Source organism: Sagittula sp. P11 (assembly GCF_002814095.1).
In the GTDB taxonomy this organism is placed as follows: Bacteria; Pseudomonadota; Alphaproteobacteria; order Rhodobacterales; family Rhodobacteraceae; genus Sagittula.
In genome coordinates this window covers 3,114,256-3,137,788 of sequence record NZ_CP021913.1, presented here as the reverse complement: position 1 = coordinate 3,137,788, position 23,533 = coordinate 3,114,256, and the positions used below count along the sequence as shown (strand labels likewise).

Annotated in this window: 26 protein-coding genes; 4 read left to right on the top strand and 22 right to left on the bottom strand. The window is 68.8% G+C overall.

What is annotated here, in order from left to right:
• Positions 1 to 67: 67 nt before the first annotated feature.
• The 7 genes from phnK to phnG all read right to left on the bottom strand — a co-directional run bounded on the left by phnK (position 68) and on the right by phnG (position 5,319).
• Positions 68 to 835: a phosphonate C-P lyase system protein PhnK gene (gene phnK / locus CDO87_RS15220; RefSeq protein ID WP_100929563.1), complete on the bottom strand. Its 768-nt coding sequence runs from the start codon at positions 833 to 835 to the stop codon at positions 68 to 70.
• 211 nt (positions 836 to 1,046) lie between these two features.
• A complete protein-coding gene (locus tag CDO87_RS15215) occupies positions 1,047 to 1,622 on the bottom strand; it encodes a GNAT family N-acetyltransferase (protein WP_100929562.1) in 576 nt (191 codons plus the stop codon).
• A complete protein-coding gene (locus tag CDO87_RS15210) occupies positions 1,619 to 2,488 on the bottom strand; it encodes an alpha-D-ribose 1-methylphosphonate 5-phosphate C-P-lyase PhnJ (protein WP_100929561.1) in 870 nt (289 codons plus the stop codon). The genes CDO87_RS15215 and CDO87_RS15210 overlap by 4 nt, the downstream gene beginning before the upstream one ends.
• Positions 2,485 to 2,814: an endonuclease domain-containing protein gene (locus tag CDO87_RS15205; protein WP_100929560.1), complete on the bottom strand. Its 330-nt coding sequence runs from the start codon at positions 2,812 to 2,814 to the stop codon at positions 2,485 to 2,487. The genes CDO87_RS15210 and CDO87_RS15205 overlap by 4 nt, the downstream gene beginning before the upstream one ends.
• 347 nt (positions 2,815 to 3,161) lie before the next feature.
• Entirely contained in the window at positions 3,162 to 4,274 is a 1,113-nt protein-coding gene (locus CDO87_RS15200; protein WP_100929559.1) for a carbon-phosphorus lyase complex subunit PhnI, read from the bottom strand.
• Positions 4,274 to 4,855, bottom strand: a complete 582-nt coding sequence (phnH, locus tag CDO87_RS15195) for a phosphonate C-P lyase system protein PhnH (protein ID WP_100929558.1) — start codon at positions 4,853 to 4,855, stop codon at positions 4,274 to 4,276. The genes CDO87_RS15200 and phnH overlap by 1 nt, the downstream gene beginning before the upstream one ends.
• The gene (gene phnG, locus CDO87_RS15190; RefSeq protein WP_100929557.1) at positions 4,855 to 5,319 is read right to left on the bottom strand and encodes a phosphonate C-P lyase system protein PhnG; all 465 of its coding nucleotides are present in this window, start codon (positions 5,317 to 5,319) and stop codon (positions 4,855 to 4,857) included. Before phnG ends, phnH begins: the two co-directional genes overlap by 1 nt.
• An 82-nt stretch (positions 5,320 to 5,401) precedes the next feature.
• On the opposite strand from phnG, the gene phnF reads away from it, so the two are divergent.
• Positions 5,402 to 6,136, top strand: a complete 735-nt coding sequence (gene phnF, locus CDO87_RS15185) for a phosphonate metabolism transcriptional regulator PhnF (protein WP_100929556.1) — start codon at positions 5,402 to 5,404, stop codon at positions 6,134 to 6,136.
• 193 nt (positions 6,137 to 6,329) lie between these two features.
• On the opposite strand, the gene CDO87_RS15180 is transcribed toward phnF, so the two are convergent.
• From CDO87_RS15180 to CDO87_RS15125, 12 genes are all read right to left on the bottom strand, one after another.
• Positions 6,330 to 6,947, bottom strand: coding sequence for a chloramphenicol acetyltransferase (locus CDO87_RS15180; RefSeq protein ID WP_100929555.1), 618 nt, complete (start codon positions 6,945 to 6,947; stop codon positions 6,330 to 6,332).
• A 35-nt stretch (positions 6,948 to 6,982) separates the two neighbouring features.
• Complete coding sequence (locus tag CDO87_RS15175; RefSeq protein WP_100929554.1) at positions 6,983 to 7,624, bottom strand: SDR family NAD(P)-dependent oxidoreductase; 642 nt, start codon at positions 7,622 to 7,624, stop codon at positions 6,983 to 6,985.
• The gene (gene phnE, locus CDO87_RS15170) at positions 7,624 to 8,943 is read right to left on the bottom strand and encodes a phosphonate ABC transporter, permease protein PhnE (protein WP_100929553.1); all 1,320 of its coding nucleotides are present in this window, start codon (positions 8,941 to 8,943) and stop codon (positions 7,624 to 7,626) included. Before phnE (CDO87_RS15170) ends, CDO87_RS15175 begins: the two co-directional genes overlap by 1 nt.
• Positions 8,940 to 9,800: a phosphonate ABC transporter, permease protein PhnE gene (gene phnE, locus CDO87_RS15165; protein WP_100929552.1), complete on the bottom strand. Its 861-nt coding sequence runs from the start codon at positions 9,798 to 9,800 to the stop codon at positions 8,940 to 8,942. Before phnE (CDO87_RS15165) ends, phnE (CDO87_RS15170) begins: the two co-directional genes overlap by 4 nt.
• 120 nt (positions 9,801 to 9,920) lie before the next feature.
• Positions 9,921 to 10,826, bottom strand: a complete 906-nt coding sequence (gene phnD, locus CDO87_RS15160; protein ID WP_100929551.1) for a phosphonate ABC transporter substrate-binding protein — start codon at positions 10,824 to 10,826, stop codon at positions 9,921 to 9,923.
• A 33-nt stretch (positions 10,827 to 10,859) separates the two neighbouring features.
• A complete protein-coding gene (gene phnC, locus CDO87_RS15155; protein WP_100929550.1) occupies positions 10,860 to 11,681 on the bottom strand; it encodes a phosphonate ABC transporter ATP-binding protein in 822 nt (273 codons plus the stop codon).
• Between the two features lie 144 nt (positions 11,682 to 11,825).
• Positions 11,826 to 12,152, bottom strand: a complete 327-nt coding sequence (locus tag CDO87_RS15150) for a hypothetical protein (protein WP_254698151.1) — start codon at positions 12,150 to 12,152, stop codon at positions 11,826 to 11,828.
• 102 nt (positions 12,153 to 12,254) lie between these two features.
• Complete coding sequence (locus CDO87_RS15145) at positions 12,255 to 13,283, bottom strand: endonuclease/exonuclease/phosphatase family protein (protein WP_254698150.1); 1,029 nt, start codon at positions 13,281 to 13,283, stop codon at positions 12,255 to 12,257.
• Positions 13,280 to 14,323, bottom strand: coding sequence for a sn-glycerol-3-phosphate ABC transporter ATP-binding protein UgpC (gene ugpC, locus CDO87_RS15140; RefSeq protein ID WP_100929549.1), 1,044 nt, complete (start codon positions 14,321 to 14,323; stop codon positions 13,280 to 13,282). Before ugpC ends, CDO87_RS15145 begins: the two co-directional genes overlap by 4 nt.
• A gap of 102 nt (positions 14,324 to 14,425) precedes the next feature.
• Entirely contained in the window at positions 14,426 to 15,337 is a 912-nt protein-coding gene (locus CDO87_RS15135; protein ID WP_100929548.1) for an ABC transporter permease subunit, read from the bottom strand.
• Between the two features lie 8 nt (positions 15,338 to 15,345).
• Positions 15,346 to 16,227, bottom strand: coding sequence for an ABC transporter permease subunit (locus CDO87_RS15130; protein WP_100929547.1), 882 nt, complete (start codon positions 16,225 to 16,227; stop codon positions 15,346 to 15,348).
• A gap of 66 nt (positions 16,228 to 16,293) precedes the next feature.
• Entirely contained in the window at positions 16,294 to 17,598 is a 1,305-nt protein-coding gene (locus CDO87_RS15125) for an extracellular solute-binding protein (RefSeq protein ID WP_100929546.1), read from the bottom strand.
• A 346-nt stretch (positions 17,599 to 17,944) separates the two neighbouring features.
• Between CDO87_RS15125 and CDO87_RS15120 the strand changes: the two genes are divergently transcribed.
• From CDO87_RS15120 to CDO87_RS15110, 3 genes are read left to right on the top strand one after another with little or no spacing between them, the layout of a single operon-like run.
• Positions 17,945 to 18,781 (top strand): UDP-2,3-diacylglucosamine diphosphatase, encoded by an 837-nt coding sequence (locus tag CDO87_RS15120; protein WP_100929545.1) that lies wholly within the window; start codon positions 17,945 to 17,947, stop codon positions 18,779 to 18,781.
• A complete protein-coding gene (locus tag CDO87_RS15115; protein WP_100929544.1) occupies positions 18,778 to 20,001 on the top strand; it encodes a DUF3419 family protein in 1,224 nt (407 codons plus the stop codon). The genes CDO87_RS15120 and CDO87_RS15115 overlap by 4 nt, the downstream gene beginning before the upstream one ends.
• Positions 19,998 to 20,630 carry a class I SAM-dependent methyltransferase gene (locus CDO87_RS15110; RefSeq protein ID WP_100929543.1) on the top strand — a complete coding sequence of 211 codons (633 nt, stop codon included), beginning with the start codon at positions 19,998 to 20,000 and terminating at the stop codon, positions 20,628 to 20,630. The genes CDO87_RS15115 and CDO87_RS15110 overlap by 4 nt, the downstream gene beginning before the upstream one ends.
• A gap of 56 nt (positions 20,631 to 20,686) precedes the next feature.
• On the opposite strand, the gene CDO87_RS15105 is transcribed toward CDO87_RS15110, so the two are convergent.
• The 3 genes from CDO87_RS15105 to CDO87_RS15095 are packed head-to-tail and all read right to left on the bottom strand — an operon-like array spanning position 20,687 to position 23,514.
• Positions 20,687 to 21,982 (bottom strand): TRAP transporter large permease, encoded by a 1,296-nt coding sequence (locus tag CDO87_RS15105; protein WP_100929542.1) that lies wholly within the window; start codon positions 21,980 to 21,982, stop codon positions 20,687 to 20,689.
• Entirely contained in the window at positions 21,979 to 22,467 is a 489-nt protein-coding gene (locus CDO87_RS15100) for a TRAP transporter small permease (RefSeq protein WP_100929541.1), read from the bottom strand. Before CDO87_RS15100 ends, CDO87_RS15105 begins: the two co-directional genes overlap by 4 nt.
• Before the next feature lie 51 nt (positions 22,468 to 22,518).
• Positions 22,519 to 23,514: a TRAP transporter substrate-binding protein gene (locus CDO87_RS15095; protein WP_100929540.1), complete on the bottom strand. Its 996-nt coding sequence runs from the start codon at positions 23,512 to 23,514 to the stop codon at positions 22,519 to 22,521.
• Positions 23,515 to 23,533: the final 19 nt, after the last annotated feature.

Sequence of the window (23,533 nt, the reverse complement as noted above, 5' to 3'; positions counted from 1 at the left end):
TTAGGATTAACCCGTTGTTAATAAATGAGGTTTCGCGGCGAAACCTCCACCGGTCCCGGTCCATGCCTCAGACCTGCAGCACGCTGGAGACCAGAAGCTGGGTGTACCCGTGCTGCGGGTCGTCCAGCACCTGATCGGTCAGACCTTGCTCCACCACCCGGCCCGACTTCATCACCATCAGACGGTCGGCCAGAAGCCGCACCACGGCCAGGTCGTGGGTCACGATGATGGCGCTCAGCCCCATGTCCCGCACCAGCCCGCGCAGAAGGTCCAGCAGCCGGGCCTGCACGCTCACGTCGAGGCCCCCCGTTGGCTCATCCATGAACACCAGCCGCGGCCCGGTCACGAGGTTCCGCGCGATCTGCAGCCGCTGCTGCATCCCGCCCGAGAAGGTCGTGGGCCGGTCGTCCACCCGGCCCGGGTCGATCTCCACCCGGCCCAGCCAGTCGCAGGCGGCGCCCCGGATCTCGCCGTAGTTGCGGGCGCCCACGGCCATCAGCCGCTCGCCCACGTTGCCCCCGGCGCTGACCCCCATCCGCAGCCCGTCGCGGGCATGCTGGTGGACAAAGGCCCAGTCGGTCCGCCCCAGCATCCGCCGCTCCGGCTCGGACATGGTGACGGTGTCGCGCGGCCCCATGGCGGTGTCGAAGACCACCCGCCCGGCGTCCGGTTTCAGGTGCCCGGCCATGCAGTTCAGCAGGGTCGACTTGCCCGACCCGCTCTCGCCCACGATGCCCATGACCTCGCCGGGATAGAGCTCGAAGCTCACGTCCCCGCAGCCCAGGTGCGCCCCGTATCGCTTCGTCAGCCCCTCGACGGACAGAAGTGGTGTCATGCTCGTTCTCCCTGCCCCGGACGCCCTGTGGCAATAGCTGCCACCAGACCCCCGGCATCCATCAAATCCACCCGGCCCGGACGCACCGCCCCAGCCGCAAACCCGGCTTGGGCCTCAGCCCGGCAGCCATCCCCGGCCCCTGCCCGGAACGGTTCACCCAGCCCGTGGCCCAGGCCAGAGCGACGCCCCCGCAGCCCGGCAACGGCGGGCATCATGCCCCCTCTCCCGGCCCGGAGGATTTCGCCGCGAAACCCGACGCGGCAGAGGCGTCCCCCGGGGCCCCGGCGGTGGGGCGCGGGGCGATCAGGCGGCCCATCAGCAGCGAATCCACGTAGACCCCGTCGCGCAGAAGCGAGGCGCGGCGGATGCCCTCGTCCTCGAACCCGAACGCCCGGTAGAGCGCGATGGCCCCGTGGTTGTCGAGGTTGACCTCCAGCTCCGTCCGGATCAGCCCCAGCCAGTTGTCGGCCAGGTCGAGGATCGCTGTCATCAGCGCCCGCCCGACCCCTTGCCGGTGATGCAGGTCGTGGACGGTGATCGCCAGCGACCCGGAATGCGACCGGCGGTCCGGGCCGCGCGTCAGGGTCGCCCAGCCGATCGCCGTGCCGTCCTTCTCCGCCACGAGGCTGTGGACCCCTTCGGTCCTTGCCCGCACCCGTTCGGCCACCCAGTCGGTTTTCTGATAGGGCAGCCGCCCGGTGCCCCATTGCACGGCGGGGCGCAGGATCATCTCGTGCAGGGCGGGAATGTCGCGCTCTTCGGGGGCGCGCAGGATCAGTTCGCTCATGCCGCGGCCTCCCCGCGAAACCCCTGCGCCTGCCGGGTTTCGCAGTGGTCGGTGTCCGAACAGACGAACATCCGCCCGCCCCGGTCGTCGACGATCACCTCGTCGAGATAGCTGTCCTCCGCCCCGCAGAGCGCGCAGGGGTGGTCCGCCTTCGAGGCCTCGAAGGGGTGGTCCTCGAAATCGAGGCTGACAACCCGTGTATAGGGCGGCAGGGCATAGATCCGCTGCTCGCGCCCGGCGCCGAACAGCTGGATCGCGGGGCACCCGTCCAGCTTCGGGTTGTCGAAGCGCGGGATCGGCGAGGGGTCCATGACATAGCGGCCCTCGACCTGAACCGGGTAGGCATAGGCGGTGGCGATATGGCCGTGGCGGCTGATGTCCTCGTAGAGCTTGACGTGCATCAGCCCGTAGTCCTGCAGGGCGTGCATCTTGCGGGTCTCGGTCTCGCGCGGCTCGAGGAAGCGCAGGGGCTCCGGGATCGGCACCTGGTAGACGAGGATCTGGTCCTCGGTCAGCGGCTGTTCGGGGATGCGGTGGCGGGTCTGGATCACCGTGGCCTCCGCTGTCCGGGTGGTCGTCTCCACCCCGGCGGTGCGTTCGAAGAAGGTCCGGATGGAGACCGCGTTGGTGGTGTCGTCGGCCCCCTGGTCGATGACCTTGAAGCGGTCTTCGGGCGTCATCACCGCCGCCGAGACCTGCACCCCGCCGGTGCCCCAGCCGTAGGGCATGGGCATCTCGCGCGAGGCGAAGGGCACCTGGTAGCCGGGGATCGCCAGCCCCTTCAGGATGGCGCGGCGGATCATCCGCTTGGTCTGTTCGTCGAGGTAGGCGAAGTTGTAGGCGAGGTCGCCGGTGTCGGGGGTCATGACCGAAGGGCCTCCGCTATGGCGCGCAGGACGGCGTCCGTCCGCGTCAGGATGTCGGTGTCGTTGAAGCCGAGGACCCGGTAGCCGCGGGCCTTCAGACAGGCGGCGCGGGCCGGGTCGCGGGGGTGGCCAGTCTCGATCGCGAGGCGGTGCGCCGGGATGAGGAAATCCACGATCAGCGGGCCGACGGGCGCATGGCGGCGCACCGAAAGGCCCATGAAGCGGTGGGCGCGCAGGAACTGCCAGAGCCGCTTCTGCGCCTCCGTCATCTCGTGGCGCCGGCGCCGGGCCTCAGCCTTCTGGGCGTCGTTGTGAAAGCCGGTCATCTGGTCCCCGACCGCCGGTGTTCCGGGGGGCGTCAAGATCAGATGAACGGGGCGTGCGGTCGCTCCCGGGCCTGCCTGTCCTGTCCCTGCCCCCTCCCTGGCCCTCCCCCGCAGCGGGGGAGGGAAAGCCCTGCGGCATCGGGCGGACTCTGGACCTTGACAGGTTAATCCCGGCTTAACCGTCTTGCGCGGCAGGTTCCCTCCCCCGTCCCGGGGGAGGGTTAGGGAGGGGGGGAGGCTCACGGAGGGGGTCAGGTCAAGGCTGGGGAACGGGTAGGGCACACACGGGCCGGCGGCGCCAATGACGACAGGCGCGGGCCGTCCGCGGGCCGCTGTCAGGACCATGCTCATTCCGCCGCCTCCTGCGTGGCGGGGCGGTCCTGCGCTGCCTCTGCCTCGCGGCGCAACTTGCGGACCAGCTCCAGCTCCGACTGGAAGTCGACGTAATGCGGCAGCTTGATGTGTTCGAGGAAGCCCGTCGCCTGCACGTTGTCGCCGTGGTAGAGTACGAATTCCGCGTCCTGCGCCGGTGCGCCGCTGTCGTCCTCGCCCAGTTCCTGCCAGCGCAGCGCCCGGTCGACCAGCGCCATGGCGATGGCCTTGCGCTCGGTCTGGCCGAAGACCAGCCCGTAACCACGGGTGAACTGCGGCGGCTCGGTCTTCGAGCCCTTGAACTGGTTCACCGTCTCGCATTCGGTCAGGACGACCTCGCCGATCTCGACCGCGAAGCCGAGCTCGGGGATCTCCATCTCCACCGGCACCGCGCCGATCCGCAATTCGCCCACGAAGGCGTGGTTGCGGGCGTAGCCGCGCTGGGTCGAGTAGGCCATCCCGAGGGTAAATCCCTCGTCCGCCCGGGTCAGCGCCTGCAGGCGGAGCGCCCGTTCGGCGGGCAGTTCCAGCGGGTCGCGGGTCAGGTCCGGGGGCGTGGTGTCCTCTGCCGGGGCCTCCTCGATCAGGCCCTCGCGGTTGAGGAAGCCGGTGACATGCGGCACGGCCTCGCCCGTCGCTTCGCGTTCCGGGGCGGGGTCCGGCGTGGCCTCCGGCGCGCTTTCGGCGGCCAGTTTGAAGTCCAGCAGGCGGTGCGTGTAGTCGAAGGTCGGCCCCAGCACCTGCCCGCCGGGGAGGTCCTTGAAGGTGGCCGAGATGCGCCGGTCGCAGGCCATCGCCGCGGTGTCGAGCGGCGCGCTGCTGCCGAGGCGCGGCAGGGTCGTGCGGTAGGCGCGGATCAAGAAGACCGCCTCGATCAGGTCGCCGCGCGCCTGCTTGATCGCCAGCGCCGCGAGGTCGGGATCGTAGAGCGAGCCTTCGGCCATCACCCGGTTGACCGCCAGCGCCATCTGTTCGCGGATCTGCGGCACGGTGAGTTCGGGGATCGCGGGATCGCCGCGGCGCTCCTCGGCCAGCCAGGCGTGGGCGTTGCCGATGGCGCGTTCGCCCCCTTTGACAGCGACATACATCAGCGGTCCTCCGTTGCGGGAAACTGCACCCGGGTGGTGCGGGGCACGGCGGCGACCTGCGCGCCGCAGGTGAGGATCAGGTCGAGGCCCAGCGGGAAAAGCGTCCGGTTCCGGGACAAAAGGTCGCTTTCGGGAAGGGAGAGCGTGGCGGTGTCCCTGATGCCGGGGCCAGAAAGGCGCGCGCCTTCCGCCGTCAGCCTGTCGGTTTCGACGATGAGCGTGGCGGAGCGGTCGGGGTATTCCGGCGTGCCCAGGGGGTATTGGTCGTGGTCGAGGTCCTCCCAGCGGCCCAGGGCAAAGGTGCAGTCCGCCGCACCGCTGATCGGCGCGCCGATGTGGAAGGCGATCCACTGGCGGACGGCCGGGCAGTCTGCCGCGCCGGCCAAGTGCAGCGGCGTGTCGGCGTCGCAGAGCGTGAGCAGCACGGCGCCGGCGGCGGGCGAGAGCGGCGCGGGCGGTGTCGCGCCGTCGAGCCGGTGGATCGTGCCGGGGCGGGCCATGGCGGTCATCACGGCGCGGAAGGCGCGGGCGGAGTCCAGCGCAGGGTCGGCGAACCCGCCTTCGAGGGCGTCGGTCGTCATCAGTCGTCTCCCCGGACCATGGTGAAGAAATCCACCTTCGTCGCCGCGGCCTTGCGGGCGCGGGTGTCCCGGCGCCGGGCGGCCTCGGCGGCGAGCGGGTCCAGCACTTCGGCCCGGACACGGTCGGCGGCGCCGGTCTGCATGAGCGCGTCGATCAGGGCGGCCGCTTCCGCATGGGGTTTGTCGCGGCCCTGCACGTAGGCGTGGCCCACGGTGCCGTCTGCAAGGCGCAGCACGCAGCGGGTCACCGTCATCTCGCCGAGGTTGAAGGGCGTGCCGGTGCCCCCGGTCCGGCCTTGCACCATGACGCTGCCGGTCTCCGGGTGGCGCAGCCAGTCGGCGGCGGGGCGCGGTCCCAGCGCATCCAGCAGTTCGGCGGGACGGCCCCTGGGCGCGCGGGCCAGAAGGCCCATCCACGCGCGCCGGTCCGCGGCGCCGCCGGTGTCGTCTTGCAGGTCTTTCATCTCGACAAATCCCGCCATATCTATACAACTAGACTTATTATCGCAGATGCCGCCCCCGGGCGCGAGTCGGAAAGTGTGAAATTTGAGTAACGGAGCATCGAAACGGACGCCGCACCGGACGCCTCTGTGGGCGGAAATCGCCCGCGCGCTGCGCGACGAGATCGCCGAGGGACGTTATGGCCCGGGCGACAAGCTGCCTACCGAGGCGCAGATGGCGGAGCGTTTCGGCGTGAACCGGCACACGGTGCGGCACGGGGTGGCCTCGCTGGTGGAGGCGGGCGTGCTCCGGTCGCGCCGGGGATCGGGGGTCTTCGTGGCGGCGGCGCCGACCGATTATCCCATCGGGGCGCGCGTGCGCTTCACCGAGAACCTGCGCCGCGCGGGCCGCATGCCCGGGCGCGAGATCCTCGGGCAGGAGGTGCGCGCCGCCAGCGCGGGCGAGGCCGAGGTGCTGGACGTGGCAGAGGGCGCGCGGGTGCTGGCGAGCCATTCGCTCTCTTTCGCGGACCGGCAGCCGGTGGCGCTGGCGGAGTCGATCTACCCGCTCGACCGGCTGCCCGGGCTGCCGGAGGCCTTGGCGGAGGGCAAGGGCGTGACCCATGCGTTGCACGCGGCGGGCGTGGCGGATTACACCCGCGCCTCGACCCGGATCACTGCCGTGGCGGCGACGGCGGTTCAGGCGCTGCACCTGCACCTGGCGGAGGGCGCGCCGGTCCTGAAGACCACCAGCCTTAACGTCGACCCGGAGGGGGTGCCCATCGAGTTCGGGCGGACGTGGTGGGCGGGCGACAGGATCACCCTGACGCTGGAGGACTGACGGGGCGGAGCTGTCGGGTCGATCCCGCAGGCATGCGGCGTCCTGCGGTCGTCCGGGGTGTCGGCGGTTTCGGGAAGGTGGGCGGAGGGGCCGAGGTCAGCCATGCCCTCCCCGCCGGCCCGCCGCGTGGAGCGGGGGTGAAGGACGTGGCGCGGCGTGTCGGCGGTTTCGGTGTGGGCAGAAGGACCGGGCGTCAGCCCGCGTACTTGTCGAGGAAGGCTTCGGCGGTCAGGGTGCGGAAGTCGTCGAGCGTCTGGCGCAGGCGGTCGTGCGGCCAGTCCCACCAGGCCAGCGCGATCAGCCGGTCGGCGATGGCCTCGGGCTGGCGCAGGCGGAGGACCCTGGCCGGGGTGCCCGCGACGATGGTGTAGGGCGCCACGTCCTTCGTCACCACAGCGCCGGAGGCCACCACCGCGCCGTGGCCCAGCGTGACCTCCGGCTTGATCATGGCGCCGTGGCCGATCCAGGTGTCATGGCCGATGACCGCCCGGCGGGAGCGGCGGTGGTCGAAGAAGGCGGCGTCCGGTTCCGCGTCGTCCCAGTAGTCGTCGGAGCGGTAGAGGAAGTGGTGGCAGGCGGCGGTGTCCAGCGGGTGATCCGTGGCGCCGATCCGGGTGAATGCGGCGATGTTGGCGAACTTGCCGACGGTCGCGTTGGCGATATCGGCGTAGCGGTCGCAGTAGCTGTAGTCGCCGAGGTGGCTGTAGGCGATGCGGCTGCCGCGCCCGACCTCCGTGTAGCGGCCAAAGGTGCTTTCGGTGATCGAGCAGTCGGGCTGGACGACGGGGGCGTCCGGGGACAGGCGGGCCATGGGCGGTCCTTTTGCGTGGGTCACGGGCTGGCCGCTCAGAACGGGCGTTCCTCGCCGGTGAAGCGGAAGAAGCGGCCGGTGTCCGCGAGGGTCAGCCGGTCGGCGAGGTCGAGGATGCCCTGCGCCACCGCCTCCGGCGTTACGGGCGCGCCGGTGCCTCCCATGTCGGTCTGCACCCAGCCCGGATCGACGAGGACGCAGGCGATGCCCTCTGGCGCGAGGTCGGTCGCGAGGCCCTGCATGACCTTGTTCACCGCCGTCTTCGAGGCGCGGTAGGCGATGCGGTCGGACTTCGCGTAGCCCATGAAGGCCATCTGCGAGGAGACGGTGAGGATGCGCGCGCCCTGCCCCGCCCTGAGCGACGGCAGGAGTGCCTGCGCCACGGCGAGCGGCGCCAGCGTGTTGACCGCCAGCGTCGCGGCAAACCCGCCAAAGTCCATGTCGAGCGGCGACTGCCGGTCGGGGCCGATCACGCCCGCGTTGTTGATGAGGATGTCGACGGGGCCGATATCCGCAAGCTGGCCCGCGATGGTCGCGGGATCGTCGAGGCGCAGCGGCACGGTGCCGTCCCGCCCGTCGCGGGTGGTGCCCGCGACGGTGTGGCCGCGCGCCTTTGCCTCGGCCATGAGGGCCGCGCCGATGCCGCGGTTCACGCCGGTGACGAAGACGCGCGCCATCAGTGGCCGTCCCTGCGCCCGATCAGGCGGGCGCGCAGCTTGCCGGAGATCCAGTCCATCATCATGACCACCAGAATGATCAGGATGATGTAATAGGCAACCTCTTCCCAGTCCTTCTGGGTCTGGATCGCCTGCGTCAGCAGCAGGCCGATGCCGCCGCCGGTGATCGCGCCGATGATCGTGGCGGAGCGGGTGTTGGATTCGAGGAAGTAGAGCACCTGGCTGAGCAGCACCGGCACTATCTGCGGGATCACCCCGAAACGGATGCGCTGCACCGGGTTGGCGCCGGTGGAGGCGATGCCCTCGATCTGTTTCGGGTCGGTGTTCTCCAGCGCCTCGGAGAAGATCTTGCCGAAGGTGCCGGTGTCGGTGACGAGGATTGCCAGCGCGCCGGTCATCGGGCCGGGGCCGAAGGCGCGGGCGAGGACGACGGTCCAGATCAGCGCATCGACGCCGCGCACGAAGTCGAAGACCCGGCGCATGGCGAAACGGACGGCCATCAGCGGCGCGAAGCGTTTCGCGGCGAGGAAGGCCAGCGGCAGCGCTACGATGGCCGCGCCGAAGGTGCCGAGGAAGGCCATGAGGATGGTCTCTCCGATGGCCCAGGCGACGTCGGCGTGGCGCCACATCGGGTTGTCCCAGAAGTCCTGCCATGCGCCCGCGAGGTTCGGACGGGCCGGGTCGATCCGGTCGCCGAAGAGGATCCAGGGCAGGCCATGGCCGTGATAGGGGCTGTCGAAGGTGTAGAAGAACAGCTCCCACCCCGGGAAGTAGTTGAAGATCTCGGTCTTCGAGCGGGTGATGGTGATCCGGCCCTCGCCGGTGGTGATCGCCACGCGGTTGCGCGCGGCGTTGATCCAGTCGGGGAGGTCCGCGGGCAGATTGGTGACGACGGCGCGCCCGTCGAAGCGCGCCTCGATCGTGCCGAAGCCGGGGATGACAACTTCGGTCGCGTTTTCGGGCAGGAGCCGGACGATGTGGCCGTGCCCGAGGTCGACGGTGGTGACGGTATCGCCCGTGACCCAGTCGGGGCGGGTGCCTTCGGGATAGGCGCCCTTGCGCTCCCCCTCGACGGCGTAGTCGATCTGGCCGGAGCGGTGGTCGCGGGTGACATGCACCTTGTAGGACCACGAGTCCGAGGCCAGCGTCACGGCATTGTCCCAGCGGGCGCGCTGCGCGAGACCGGCAATGTCGAAGGCGAAAGCGATGTAGACGAGGTAGGCCAGCACCAGCGCGGGCAGCGCGAAGGCGGTCAGGCGCTTGCGCAGGAACAGCCGGTCGGCGCCGGCCTGCATCGCGGAGACATCGGCAAGGCTCATGCGTGGACTCCTTCGGTGAGGCGGTTGCGCAGTCGGCTGGAGAGCTGGTCGAAGAGCACGATGGCACCGAAGAGCAGGATGAAGATGGCCGCCGCCTCGTCGAAGCGGCCCGGGCCCCAGGCCATGGAGTTCCTGAGTTCGTAGCCCAGCCCCCCTGCGCCCACGAAGCCGAGGATGGCGGAGGCGCGGATGTTGATCTCGAACCGCAGGAGCCCGTAGCTGAGCAGGTTCGGCGCGACCTGCGGCAGGACGCCCAGCCACATGCGCTGGGTCCAGGAGGCGCCGACGGAGGACAGCCCCTCGACCGGCTTCAGATCGGCGTTCTCGGCCACCTCGGAGAAGAGCTTGCCCAGGGCGCCGGTGGAATGCACGGCTATGGCGATCATCGCGGGCACCGGGCCGCCGCCGAGGACGAAGATCAGCACCAGCGCGATGACGATCTCGGGGACGGCGCGCATCACGTCCATCAGGCGGCGGAACAGCGGGACGAGGCGCGGCCAGCGGGCGAGGCCGCGGGTCGAGAGCAGCGCGAAGACGGTGCCGAAGGCAGCGCCCAGCAGGGTGGAGACGGCGGCGATGTTCACCGTCTCGACCAGCGCGGGGAAGTACTTCACCACGAGCGAAGGCAGGTCGGCGCGCTTTTCCCAGGCCTCCGACAGGACGGCGGCGGGGTAGTCGCCCAGTTGCGACAGCCCGTCCCAGAAGCCGCCCGCGTTGCGGTCGTCGGCGACGACGAAGCCGGAGACCATGAGCAGGACGAAGATCATGAGCGTCAGCCCGCCGTAAAGGCGCTTGCGGCGGACCTGCTCCATGTAGCCGGACCGGATCTGGCCGACGGTAAGGGTGGCGTCTGTCATGGGGTTCCGTTCAGGGATGGCCCCGGGCGCGTGGCCCGGGGCGCGGTCTGCAGGATGCGGGACAAGGGCGCGCCGCTGCGGGCTGACGCGCCATTGCCGCCGGGGCGGTCGCGGATGCGATCAGCCGCCGATCTCGGCCTTGCGGGCGTCGATCACGGACTGGTAGGTGTCGTGGTCGACCGGGATGAAGCCCAGCGTGTCGCCGGCGGCCACGCCGTAGGCGCAGTCCGCGTCACGCTCATAAAGACCGTCGACCAGCGCGGTCATGCGGGTCTTCACGTCCTCGGGCAGCGCCTTGCGCAGGACCACGGGACCCTCGGGGATGACCTTGGACTTCCAGATCTCGGTCAGCTCGTTCATGTCGACGAGGCCCGCGTCCACCGCCTTGCGCAGCGCGCCGGAGTTGTAGCCGTCTTCCCAGTTGCCCTGTGCGTCGGCCCAGGTCACGCCGGCGTCGATGTCGCCGTTGAAGACCGCGACGATGGTCTGCTCGTGGCCGCCGGTGAACTTCACCTCGCCGAAGTAGTCACCGGATTCCATCGACGCGCCGGTGGCCTGCGGGATCTCGATGGAGGGGATCAGGTAGCCGGAGGTGGAGTTCGGGTCGCCGAAGCCGAAGACCTTGCCCTTCACGTCCTCCAGCTTGGTGATGCCGCTGTCCTTGCGGGCAAAACCGATGGAGTGGTAGCCGATGGAGCCGTCGAGGTTCTGCTTTACCAGCACCGGCTCGACCGCGTCAGGGTCCTGCAGGTAGACGGCGGCGTAACCGGACGCGCCCAGCCATGCCATGTCGAGCGTGCCGCCGAGCAGGCCCTGGATCACGCCATTGTAGTCGGCGGGGGCGAAGAGCTTGACCTCGACGCCCAGTTCCTCGGACGCGTAGTTCTGCAGGCAGGCGTAGGAGTTCATGCGGTCCTGGGCGTTCTCGCCGCCAAGGATGCCGATGCGGAACTCCGTGATGTCCTGCGCCTGTGCCGCGCCGGTCAGCGCGGTGGTGGCGAGGGCGATGGCGATCAGCTTTTTCATCAGTTTCTCCGTCGATGAAGGTGTGGTCGGTGGTCAGACGAGCGCGTCGGCCCTGGCGATGGCCGCCAGTTCGTGGTCGAGCGTCTCGATTTCGGTGGAGGTGGCGGCTTCGGAAAAATCCGCGCCCGCGCCGTAGATCTCGCGGGCCATGCCGGTGGTCAGCTGCGCGGGCGTGCCGTCGAAGACGATGCGCCCGTCGCGCATCCCGATCACCCGGTCGCAGTAGCGGCGCGCGGTGTCGAGCGTGTGCAGGTTGGCGATGACCGTGCGGCCGTCTTCCTCGTGGATGGTGCGCAGCGCCTGCATGACGATCTGCGCGTTCATCGGGTCGAGGGAGGCGATGGGTTCGTCGGCGAGGATCACCGCCGGGTCCTGCATCAGGGCGCGGGCGATGGCGACGCGCTGCTGCTGGCCGCCGGAGAGCGCCTCGGCCCGCTTGGGCGCCTCGGCGGCGATGCCCAGGCGGTCGAGGATCTCGATGGCGCGGTGGATGTCGGCACGCGGATATAGGTTGAAGACCGTCGACAGGGTGGAGCGGCGGTTGAGCGTGCCGTGCAGCACGTTCGACACCACGTCCATGCGCGGCACGAGGTTGAACTGCTGGAAGATCATCGCGCAGCGGCTTTGCCAGGTGCGGCGCGCGGCGCCGGTCAGGGCGGTGATCTCGCGGCCCTCGAAGCGGATCGCGCCTTCGGAGGCATCCGTGAGGCGGTTGACCATGCGCAGCAGCGTCGACTTGCCCGCGCCCGAGCGCCCGATGATGCCGATCATCGCCGGTTCCGGCACGGTGAAACTGGCACGGTCCACGGCCGTCCTGTCGCCGAAACGTCTGGTCAGATTGTCGACTTCGAGCATCGGGTCCCCCGGTTGTTACCGGGCGGTCCTACGGGCCGGGCGCGTCAGTTTCTTGACGCTTCGGATTCAGCTTTGCGACGGTCGCGCGAAGGTTCCATGACAGCGGTTGCCGTTTGCCGGGTCGCGCGGGTCAGGAGGGCCGGTTCAGGAAGGCGCTTCGCCCTGCGCCATCTGCCAGGCGTCGCCCATGGCCACGATGCAGGATGTGCCGGAGGCGTAGCGGATCACCATGGTCCAGGTGCCCTCTGCCCCGGTCCAGACCTCCAGCACCTCTTCGGGATTGCGCAGGCCGGAGGCGGCCTTGGTGATGTTGCGGTGGCTGGCGAGACGCTTTTCCATCTGCGGCGTGGGGGCGCAGATGATGTCGGCGATGGGGCTTTGCGCCGCGGCAGGGGCGGCGGACAGCAAGAGCAGGACCCCGGCGGCGGCCCGGGCCAGAATCGGTCGGAAGGGGGCTGGTGCGGCTCTCATGCACCGGAGTGTAACGTATTTATGACGTATAGCTAGCGTGTATACAAAAAACGCGCGGCGCGCCATTGGGCGCGCCGCTGGTTTGCCTGTTCGGCGGGCGTCTCAGAGCGGTGTGACACCGGCACGGCACCAGACCGCGTCGTGGTCCGAAAGCGGCCGGCCATTCGCGTCGAGCGACGGGATCACCGCCCGGTCCAGCGGGGTCAGGCCGCGCCCGGCGAACCAGTCGAGTTTCATCACGCGGGTCGGGTGCGGGGTGATGAGGCTGGGGCGCGTGGTCATGCCCTCGGCGGTGAAGGTCCAGGAATAGCCGCGCTCTTCCGCCATGGCGAACAGCGCCTCGCCCCGCCAGTCGAAGTCGGGCGGGACATGGTTGCCGGTGTTGAGGTCGCCGCCGATCAGGACGGGCATCGCGGGTGCGAAGGCGTCGATGCCGTCGAGCAGGATCTGCATCTGCCGCGCGCGGTGGTCTGAGCCGGAATTGCTTTCGAGGTGGGTGGAGACGACGCAGAGCGGCCCCGCGTCGGTCGGCACCACGGCGGCAAGCGCCATCCGGCCGCCAAGGCGCGGCTGCTCGGGATCGGCGCCCGCCGCCTCCGAGAACCAGTGGCCGTGATCGTCGAGCCGGATCAGCGTGACGCTTTCGAACGGGACCTTCGACAGGATCGCGTTGCCGTGCCAGCCGAGCGCGTTGAAGTCGTCGCTGCAGAACACCCGTTCGGTCGGCCCGCCGAGGTCGAGCTCGTGGAACTCCACCCCGTAGGCGTAGGCCATGCCCATCGCCTTGGCCATGACCTCGGTCGTGTGGCGCTGGCCGGTGCGGGCCATGCCGTGATCGACCTCTGACAGAAGCACGATGTCCGGGGCGCGGGGCGCGAGGTGGGCGGCGCTGTCCTCGGGGAAGAGGCAGCGTTCGACGTTCCATGCCACGACCGAGAGGGTCGCCGGAAACTGCGGGGCAGAGGCGGTGCCGCCGGTCTGGACCATCGACATGGCCGGGACCTCTGCCATGAGGGCGCGGTGCGCCTCGGCGGTGCGGGGCGCGGTCAGGAGGCGGTGCCGTTCGTCCACGGTGACGGGCGGCAGGGTGTCGGTGACGGTGATGGCGGGGCGGGTGGTGGCGAGGGTCACAGGCGTTGTCCGGTTTCCATGTCGAAGAGGGCGAGCGCCGCTTGCGGCAGCTCGATGGGGTGGCGGCCCGTGGCGTGGGCGCTGTCCTTCAGGACGTGCGCGGTGAAGGGCTGGCCCGCCACCTCGCCGTGCAGCAGGCGATGGGCGCCCAGTTCCTCGACCAGCGCCACGTCGAAGGCCATGGCCCCCTGCCCCACGCGCACGTCTTCCGGCCGAATGCCCAGCGTGATCGCGCCGGTGCGGCCGTTCGGGGCGGCCATGACCGGCGTGCCGTCAGGCAGCCGCACCGCGCCGTCGCCGAAGCGCGCCTCCACCAGGTTCATTGGCGGGGCGCCCATGAAGGAGGCGACGAAGGTGGACGCGGGGCTGTGGTAGATCTCGGACGGGGTGCCGATCTGTTCGATCACACCGCCGTTCAGCACCACGATCCGGTCGGCCATGGTCATCGCCTCGACCTGGTCGTGGGTCACGTAGATCGAGGTCACGCCGAGCCGGCGCTGCAGGGCCTTGATCTCGATCCGCATCTGGTTGCGCAGCTTGGCGTCGAGGTTCGAGAGCGGTTCGTCGAAGAGGAAGAGCGCCGGATCGCGGACGATGGCGCGGCCCATGGCGACGCGTTGGCGCTGGCCGCCCGAGAGTTGCGAGGGCTTGCGGTCGAGGTAGTCGGTGAGGTTCAGCATCTTCGCGGCCTCCTCGACCTTGGCATCGATCTGTGCCTTCGGAGTCTTCCGGTTCTTCAGCCCGTAACCGATGTTCCGGCGGACGGTCATGTGCGGGTAGAGCGCGTAGTTCTGGAAGACCATCGCGATGTCGCGGTCGGCGGGGTCGGTGTCGTTGACCATGCGTTCACCGATGTGGAGCGTGCCGCCGGTGATGTCCTCCAGCCCCGCGATCATCCGCAGGAGCGTGGACTTGCCGCAGCCGGAGGGGCCGACGAGCACGAGAAACTCGCCGTCGGCGATGGTGAAGCTGGTGGGCTTCACCGCCTCGAACCCGTTGGGATAGACCTTGCGGACGTCTTGCAGCGTGACCGTTGCCATTCCTTTTTTCCTTTGTCGTTTGCCCTGATGCGGCGTTTCGCGCGGGCGTGCCGGGGTCCTGTCGCGGCGGCCCGGTGGGACGCCGCCGCGCGGAGGCGGGGGTTACTTGTCGGAGTCGGTGAGGCCCTTCACGAACCAGCGCTGGAAGAAGACGACCACCAGCACCGGCGGCAGGACCGCGAGGATCGCCAGAAGGTTCGACCGCCCGTATTCCGGGATGTGGTTGCCTTCGAGGCTTTGGGTGATCTGCTTGATGCCCTGGACGAGGGTGAACTTGTCTTCCTCGGTCGAGACCATGGTGGGCCAGAGGTACTGGTTCCAGCCGTAGACGAACATGATGATGAACATCGCGGCGATCATCGTCTGGGAGAGCGGCACGAGGATGTCGATGAAGAACTTCACCGGCCCTGCCCCGTCGATCTTTGCCGCCTCGACCAGCTCTTCGGGCACGGACATGAAGAACTGCCGGAAGAAGAAGGTCGCGGTGGCCGAGGCGATCAGCGGCACGATCAGCCCGGTCCAGGTGTTCAGGAGGCCCAGCTTCTGGGTGATCTCGTAGGAGGGGACGATGCGCACCTCAAGCGGCAGGAGCAGCGTGGTGAAGATCAGCCAGAAGGCCAGCGTGGCAAAGCGCAGGCGGAAGTAGACGATGGCATAGGCGGCCATCATGGCGATGACGATCTTGCCGATGGCGAAGCCCAGCCCGAGGATCATCGAGTTGCGGAACATGTTGATGCCGGTCGTCTCGCCCGAGAAGCTCATCGACTGGAAGAGCGCCTTTTGCAGGTTCGGCCAGAAGCGGTCGCCGATTTCCAGCGAGGGGCCGTGCTGCATCACCTGCGCGTCGGGGATCGTGGTCATCTGCAGCATGGTCAGCAGCGGCACGATCATCAGCGCGGCCCCGGCGATCAGGATCGCGTGGTCGGCGACGGCACCCCAGCGCAGGGGCTTGCGGGCGGGGCGTTCCGCGGCGCGGGCCGCGGTGCGTCCGGTGGTCTGGGAAATCTCTGCCATGGCGGTCCTCAGGTGTAGTGGATGCGCCGCTCGACGAGGCGGAACTGCATGATGGTGAGCGCCAGCACCAGCACCATGAGCACGACCGACTGCGCGGAGGAGCCGCCGATGTCCTGCCCGCGGAACCCGTCGAGGTAGACCTGGTAGACCAGCGTCACCGGCTGGTCGCCGGGGTTGTTGCGCAGGATGGTGTCGATCAGGCCGAAGGTGTCGAAAAGCGCGTAGGTGATGTTGATGATCAGCAGGAAGAACCCCGTGGGCGCGAGCAGCGGGAAGGTCACCGTCCAGAAGCGCGAGATGCCGGAGCGGTTGTCGATCAGCGCCGCCTCGCGCACGGCGCGCGGGATGGACTGGAGGCCGGAGAGGAAGAAGATGAAGTTCACCGGGATCTGCTTCCAGACGGAGGCCACGACCATGGCGAAGGCGGTGTCGAAGTAGTCGAGGCGGACCTTCATCTGCCAGCCGAACTGGGCGAAGAAATCGACCATCGGGCCCCAGCGCTGGTTGAAGAGGATCAGGGCGAGGAAGCCCGCGACCGGCGGCGCCACGGCGTAGACCCACATCAGGAGCGTCCGGTAGGTCTTTGCCCCGCGCAGCACGCTGTCGGCCTTGACCGCAAGGAGCAGTGCGATGGCCAGCGAGAAGAAGGTGACGCAGAGCGAGAAGACCACCGTGAAGCCCGCGTTCTTCAGGTACTGGCTGGATGTCCAGAGCCGGGCGTAGTTCTGCAGCCCCACGAAGGTTTCGCCGAAGCCGAACGGGTCTTCGAGGAAGAACGACGAGCGCAGCGCCTGCCACGCGGGCCAGTAGAAGAACAGGCAGATGATCGAGAGCTGCGGCAGGAGCAGCAGGATCGGGAGCCACGGGTTGTCGAAAGAGGCGCGCTTCATCGCAGGTCCTTCAAAGGGGAGCGGCGGCCACCCGGGGCGGCCGCCGTCGTGTCATCGCGGAAAGGCTCAGTTCGTGGTCTGGGCGAAGCGGCCCAGCAGCTCGTTGCCTTCGGCTTCGATGGTCGAAAGCGCGTCCTCGATGGAGGTTTCGCCGTTCAGGAACTTTGCCAGCTCGCGGTTCTCGATGTCGCGGATCTGGACGTAGAAGCCCATGCGGTAGCCGTGGGTGTTCTCACCCGACTGGAGCATGAGCTGCTTGATGCCGGTCTCGGCCGCCGGGAAGCGGTCGTAGTGGCCGTCTTCCTTCGCCATCTCGTAGGCGGCCTCGGTGATCGGCACGTAGCCGGTTTCACGGTGCCACATGTACTGCACCTCGGGGGAGGTCAGGTATTCGAAGAAGGCGGCGGAGGCGGCGTTTTCCTCGTCCGACTTGCCGGACATGGCGAACAGCGACGCCCCACCGATGAAGGACTGGTAGCCCTCTTCGGTGATCGAGGCCCAGTGCGGCAGGTAGGTGGAGGCCCATTCGAACGGCAGGTCGAGCGCGGTCAGGCCGCCGAAGTCACCCGAGGAGCCGATGTACATGGCGGCGGACTGGTCGAGGAAATGCGCCTTGTTGTCGTCCCAGGAGGTGCCGTGGAACCCGAAGAGGCCCGCGTCAAGCCATTCCTTCACCTTGGTGAAGTGCATCGCCATCTCGGGGGAGTTGATCAGGATCTCGGTGCCCTCTGCGCCGTCGTAGCCGTTGTTGTTGGTGGCAAACGGCAGGTTGTGGCGGGAGTGGAAGTTCTCGACGAATTCCCAAGGCAGGTGCGTCTGCACGAGCGGGGTGTAGCCCGCGTCCTTCAGCTTCGGCGCGATGGCTTCGAACTCTTCGTAGGTGGCGGGGGCCTCGACACCGGCGGCGGCCAGAGCGTCGGCGTTGTAGTAGAGCACCGGCGAGGAGGAGTTGAACGGCATGCCGATCATCTTGCCGTCGCTGTCGGCGTAGAAGTAGCGCACGCCCGCGATGTAATCCTCGATGTCGAAGTCGACGCCGTTCTGTTCCAGCAGGTCCTGAACCGGGATCGTCGCGCCCTTGGCGCCGATCACGGTGGCGGCGCCCGCGTCGAAGACCTGAACGATGTTCGGCTGCTCGCCCGCGCGGAAGGCGGCGATGGCGGCGGTCAGGGTTTCCTCGTAGGTGCCCTTGAAGACCGGGGTGATCTCGTAGTCGGACTGGCTTTCGTTGAAGCCGGCGGCGATCTGGTTGACCACGTCGCCGAGGTGGCCGCCCATGCCGTGCCACCAGGTGATCTGGGTTTCGGCCATCGCCGTGGAGGCCGTCAGCGCAAAGGTCGCCGCGGCGGTGAAGGTCATGACGTGTTTCATCGACTGTCTCCGGTCGTTTGTGCCCAGCCGGTGCAGGGCAACAGGAATGCCGGGGCGGACCCGGGATGGGTCCGTCCTGACGGCAAGGAATTCGGGATGTCCCCATCCATCTCTTCGCCCCCGTCCGGCTGTCGGGCCGGGGACACGCGGCCACCGGCTATTTCCCTTTCATGACAGGCAGATGACCGATTTCTGAAAGTTCGGTTACAGCCGCTTTCACCGGAGGGGCTGCACCCTTGCGCCGCAGGGGAAAGGGTCACGCGACCGATACAAAACGGTCACCGCAGTGATACATCCGCGGCGTATCCGCCTCTGGAACACGTGAACCAGAAGCGCGGACGAAACGGTGACCGATCGCACGATCTTCCTGTCGGATGTCCACCTCGGCACACGCGGCTGCCGGGCGCGGCTGCTGGCGGAGTTCCTGGCGAAGCACGAGGCGGAGACGCTCTACCTTGTCGGGGATATCGTCGACGGCTGGCGGCTGAAGAAGGGCTGGCACTGGCCGGAGGATCACAACGCGGTCATCCAGGCGATCCTCGAAAAGGCGCGGGGCGGCACGCGGGTGATCTTCATCCCCGGCAACCACGACGAGGTGTTCCGCGACTACATCGGGCTGCACCTTGGCGGGATCGAGCTGAAGCGGCGCGACAGCTTCACCGCGGCGGACGGGCGGCGTTACCTCGTGACCCACGGCGACGAGTTCGACGCGGTGGTGGCGAACGCCAAGTGGCTCGCGTATCTCGGCGACAGCGCCTATGCCGCGCTGATCTGGCTGAACCCGAAGATCAACATGGTCCGCAGGCTCTGGTCGCACCGCTACTGGTCGCTGTCGAAATGGTCGAAGCAGCAGGTCAAGCAGGCGGTCAACTACATCTGCAAGTTCGAGGAAGTGCTGGCGCTGGACGCCCGTCAGAAGGGCTTCGACGGGGTGATCTGCGGCCACATCCACCATGCCTCGATCCGCGAGATCGGCGGCATCCGCTACATCAACACCGGCGACTGGGTCGAAAGCTGCACCGCGGTCATCGAGAACGCGGCGGGCGAGATGCGGCTGGTCGACTGGGAAGCCCGCAAGAACCGGCAGTTCCTGCTCGAACGGCGCGCCCGCAAGCGCGCCCGGATCGCCGCGCAGGCGGCCGGGGTCGAGCGGAGTGCACAGCTTGAACAGGAAGCGCAATGAGCGACACCACGCAGGCCCTCATCGGAGAGGCCGTCTACCAGAACCGCAGATGGTCCTTCGACACGGTTTCGGACCGGGTCTTTGCCCGGCTGTTCCGGGGCCTCGTCTATCCGCAGATCTGGGAGGATCCGGTCTGCGACATGGCGGCGCTTGGCCTGACGGCGGAGGACGATATCGTCTGCATCGCCTCGGGCGGCTGCAACGTGATGTCCTATCTGACTGCTTCGCCCGCCTCGGTCACGGCGGTGGACCTGTCGCCATGGCATGTGGAGCTGAACCGGCTGAAGCTGCTGGCGGCGCAGGTGCTGCCCGACCACGCGGGCTTCTACGACATCTTCGGTCATGCCGACCGGCCGGGGAACGAGGCGCTCTTCGACCGCTACATCCTGCGCAGGCTCGACCCGGAGGCGCGGGCCTTCTGGCAGGGGCGCCACGGGATCGTCCGGCGCAAGGCGCTGTTTTCGCGCGGGTTCCATCGCTACGGCGTGCTGGGCAGCTTCCTTGGTGCGGTGCATCTTGTCACCCGCTTGGCGGGCGTGCGGTGGGACGGGCTGTTGACGGCCACGACGCTTGAGGAGCAGCGCGCCTTCTTTGACGCTGAGATCGCGCCGCTTTACGACACGCGGCTGGTCAGGTTCGCCGCGCGGCGCCGGGCGTCGCTGTTCGGCCTCGGCATCCCGCCCGCGCAATACGACAAGCTGGCGGCGGACGCGGGCGGCGACGTGATCCCGGTGCTGCGGGAGCGGACGCGCAAGCTGTTCTGCGACTTCCCCATCGGCGAGAACTACTTTGCCTGGCAGGCGGCGACACGCGCCTACAAGCCCGAAGGCGACGGGCCGGTGCCGCCCTACCTCGAACCGCAGCACTTCGAGGCGCTGCGCGCCGCGGCCCCCCGTGTGGCGGTCTGGAACCGCTCGATCACCGACGTGCTGGCAGAGGCGCCCGCCGGGTCGAAGTCGGTCTACGTGCTGCTGGATGCGCAGGACTGGATGAGCGACGCGCAGCTGACCGCGCTGTGGGAAGAAATCACCCGCACCGCCCGGCCCGGTGCCCGCGTGCTGTTCCGGACCGGCGGCGCGGCGGACATCCTGCCCGGGCGCGTGCCTCAGGACCTGCTGGCACAGTGGGGGTATGACGAAGCGGCCTCTGCCACCGCCTTTGCCACCGACCGTTCGGCGATCTACGGCGGCGTACACCTCTACCGGAAGGTCGCTGCATGACGATGACTTCGGATCACGGGCGGCTGATGGACGATGTCTATCGCTACCAGCGGCTTTTCTATGACGTGACGCGCAAGTACTATCTGCTGGGCCGCGACGAGCTGATCGAGCGGATGGACGTCCGCCCCGGCCAGTCTGTGCTGGAGATCGCCTGCGGCACGGGGCGCAACCTTGCCGCCGTGCGCGCGAGGCACCCGGAGGCGCGGCTCTACGGGCTGGATATCTCGGAGCAGATGCTGATCTCTGCCCGGCGCAAGCTGGGGGCGGGCGTGGTGCTGGCGCAGGCCGATGCCTGCGACTTCGATGCCGAGGGCCTGTTCGGCACCGCCCGCTTCGACCACATCGTCTGTTCCTACTGCCTGTCGATGATCCCCGACTGGCAGGGCGCGATGGACGAGGCGCTGCGCCATCTCGCCCCCGGCGGGCAGTTGCACATCGTCGACTTCGGCGATCAGGGCGGCCTGCCACGGTGGTTCCGCAAGGGCCTGCGGGCATGGCTGGCGCGGTTCCACGTTGCGCCGCGCGACCGGCTGACCGACGCGCTCGACAACCTCGGCGGGCGCGTGGCGGGGGTGGAGCACCGGGGCCTCTACCGGCGCTACGCGGTGCACGCGCGGGTGACGGGCTGAGGGCCGGGGCCGCTCCTGTTTGATCGGCGCGCGCCGGACGGGATCGGCGCCCTCCCTCAGAGCGAGGGCAGCCAGAGCACCAGCGCCGGTATGGCCAGCAGCAGCGCCACGTGCAGCAGGTCGGCCAGCACGAAGGGCGCCGTGCCGCGGAAGATCGTCGTCAGCGGAATGTCCCGCGCCACGCTGCTGAGGACGTAGACGTTCATGCCCACCGGCGGCGTGATCAGCGCGATCTCGGTCATGCGCACGACCAGCACGCCGAACAGCACCGCGTCGTAGCCGAGGCCCGTGACCAGCGGGAAGAACAGCGGCACGGTCAGCGTCATCATCGCCGAGGCGTCGAGGATCATGCCGAGGAACAGGTAGAGCACGAGGATGATCAGCAGGACCGCAAGCGGCGGCAGATCCACCGCGCCGACCCAGCCGACGAGGTTCAGCGGGATGGTCGTCACGGTGACGAAGGCGTTGAAGACCAGCGCGCCGAAGAGGATGCCGAAGATCATGCCGGTGGTGCGCAGCGTGTCGTAGACGGCGGTGCGCAGGGCCGCGATGCTCAGCTTCCCGCGGAGGCCGGCGATCACCAGCGCGCCGAAGGCCCCCATGGCGCCGGCCTCCGTGGGGGTGAACCAGCCCCAGATGATGCCGCCCATGACGAAGACGAAGAGCACGATCACGTCGCCCGTGCGGCGGAACCCCTGCCAGCGGGCGGCCCAGTCGTAGCGCGGCCCGGCGGGTCCGGCCTCGGGGTTCAGGCGGCAGCGGACGGCGATCACCGTCATGTAGAAGAGCGCCAAGAGCACGCCCGGCACGATGCCCGCCGCGAACATGTCGCCAATCGAGGTCTCGGTCAGGATGCCGTAGATGATGAACATGCCGGAGGGCGGGATGAGCGACCCGATGGTGCCCCCCGCCGCGACGGAGCCGGAGGCGAGAGACAGCGAATAGCCGTGGCGCCGCATCTCGGGCAGCGCGACAAGGCCCATGGTCGCGGTGGTCGCCAGCGACGAGGCGTTGACCGATGCGAAGCCCGCCGAGGCGCCGACCGTCGCCATGGCCAGCCCGCCCCGCCGGTGTCCCAGCATCCGCGCGGCAAAGTCGTAGAGGTCCTGTCCGATGCCCGAGGCAAACAGCACATGCGCCATGAACAGGAACAGCGGCACGGTGCCGATGGCGTAGTTGGTGGCGAGGTCGAAGGCGATGACGCCGACCTTGATGATCGCCGCGTGGAAGCTGATGAGCAGGCCGAAGCCCAGCACGCCGACCAGCCCCATGGCAAAGCCGATGGGCATGCCGAAGGCGATGGCGAGGAACATCGCCGCGATGCCGATGACGCCTGCAAGGACCGGGGTCATTCCTTCGGCTCCCGGCCCGCGATGAACTGGAGGCCGCGCAGCAGGCAGACCGCGATCATCAGCGTGATCGCCGCCACCATGAGCCAGCGGAACGGGGCCACGGGAATGTCGAGAAGCGGCGTCGTCTCGCCCTGGCGGCCGCGGCGCAGCGCCTCTTCGATCCCGGCGTAAAGGACGAAGCCCCAGAAGGCGGTGCCGGCCAGCAGCATCAGCCCCTGCGACAGGCCCGCGACACGGGGCCGGAAGCTCTTGACCAGCAGCTCGACCTTGGTGTGCGCGCCGTCCCACGCCGCATAGGCCAGCGCGCAGGAGACCGTGGGGAGCAGCAGAAGCTCCGCCAGCACGTAGGTGCCCGGAAAGGCCACGCCCACGGCGCGGAAGGTCACGGTGACGACCGTCAGCGCCATGAGCGCGAGGAGCGACAGCACGCCGAGGGCCGCCGCCCCGCGCACGATCCCGCCCAGAAGTTGTTCGACCAGCCGCATGGCGTGCTCCCCGGGGACTTGCGGGGGCGCGGGTGGTGCGCCCCCGGACGTTTACTGCGTGTGCGCCGCGCGGATGGTGTCCAGCACCTCGGTGCCCGGCTTGCCCATGGCGTCGAGGTCCTCCGCCACCTCCCTGATGACCGGGGCGAAGGATTCGGAATATTCGGCCACAACCTCGGGTGCCACGGCATTGAACTTCACACCCTGTTCCTCGCCATAGGCGCGGCCCGCGTCCTCGGCCTCCTGCGCGAGCTCAAGGGTGCGCAGGCTCAGCCATTCTGTGTTGTCGTCGAAGACCTGCCGGATGTCCTCCGGAAGCCTCGACCACACGTCGCCGTTGATCCCGCGCGAGGGATAGGCGCCGCGCGAATGCGGCAGTTCGGAGTAGTAGCCGACCACCTCGGCAAAGCTGAGCGATTTCAGCGCCTCGTAGGGGGCGATCACCCCGTCGACGACGCCCTTTTCCAGCGAGGGGTAGGTTTCCGTCATCGGCATGGTCACACCCTCTGCCCCGAAGGCCGCGAGCGGGCCGATGAAGTCCACCGCCGAGCGGATGCGCAGGCCCTGAAGGTCATCGAGCGTCTCCACCGGCTTGTCGCGCAGGAGGACGTGCATCGGCGTGCCGACGTTGTAGCCGACGACGTGCACGCCATCGAGTTCCTCGTCGAAGACCGGGAACTGCTCGACAAGCTCCATGTAGACGTCGAGCACCTTCTTCGGGTCGGTGTAGCCGTAGAACATCCCCGGCACGAGCCGGTTCATGTCATAGCCCGACCGCGCATAGATCGGCGCGATATAGGCGATGTCGGCCACGCCTGCGGCCAGCTCGTCCACGCCCTCGCGCGAGGTGATGAGCGTCCGGCCCCAGTAGGGCGTGATGTCGACACGGCCGCCGGACTGTTCCTCGATCCGCGCGATCCACTCCGCGTCGGCGGCGCCGTAGGGATGCGCCTCGGTGTAGGGCGAGGCATAGGTCAGGTTGAAATCCGCGGCCCACGCGGGCAGCGCGGCAAGGCACAGTGCGATGACCGCCGTTGTTCTGAGCATGGTGTATCCTCCCTTGATG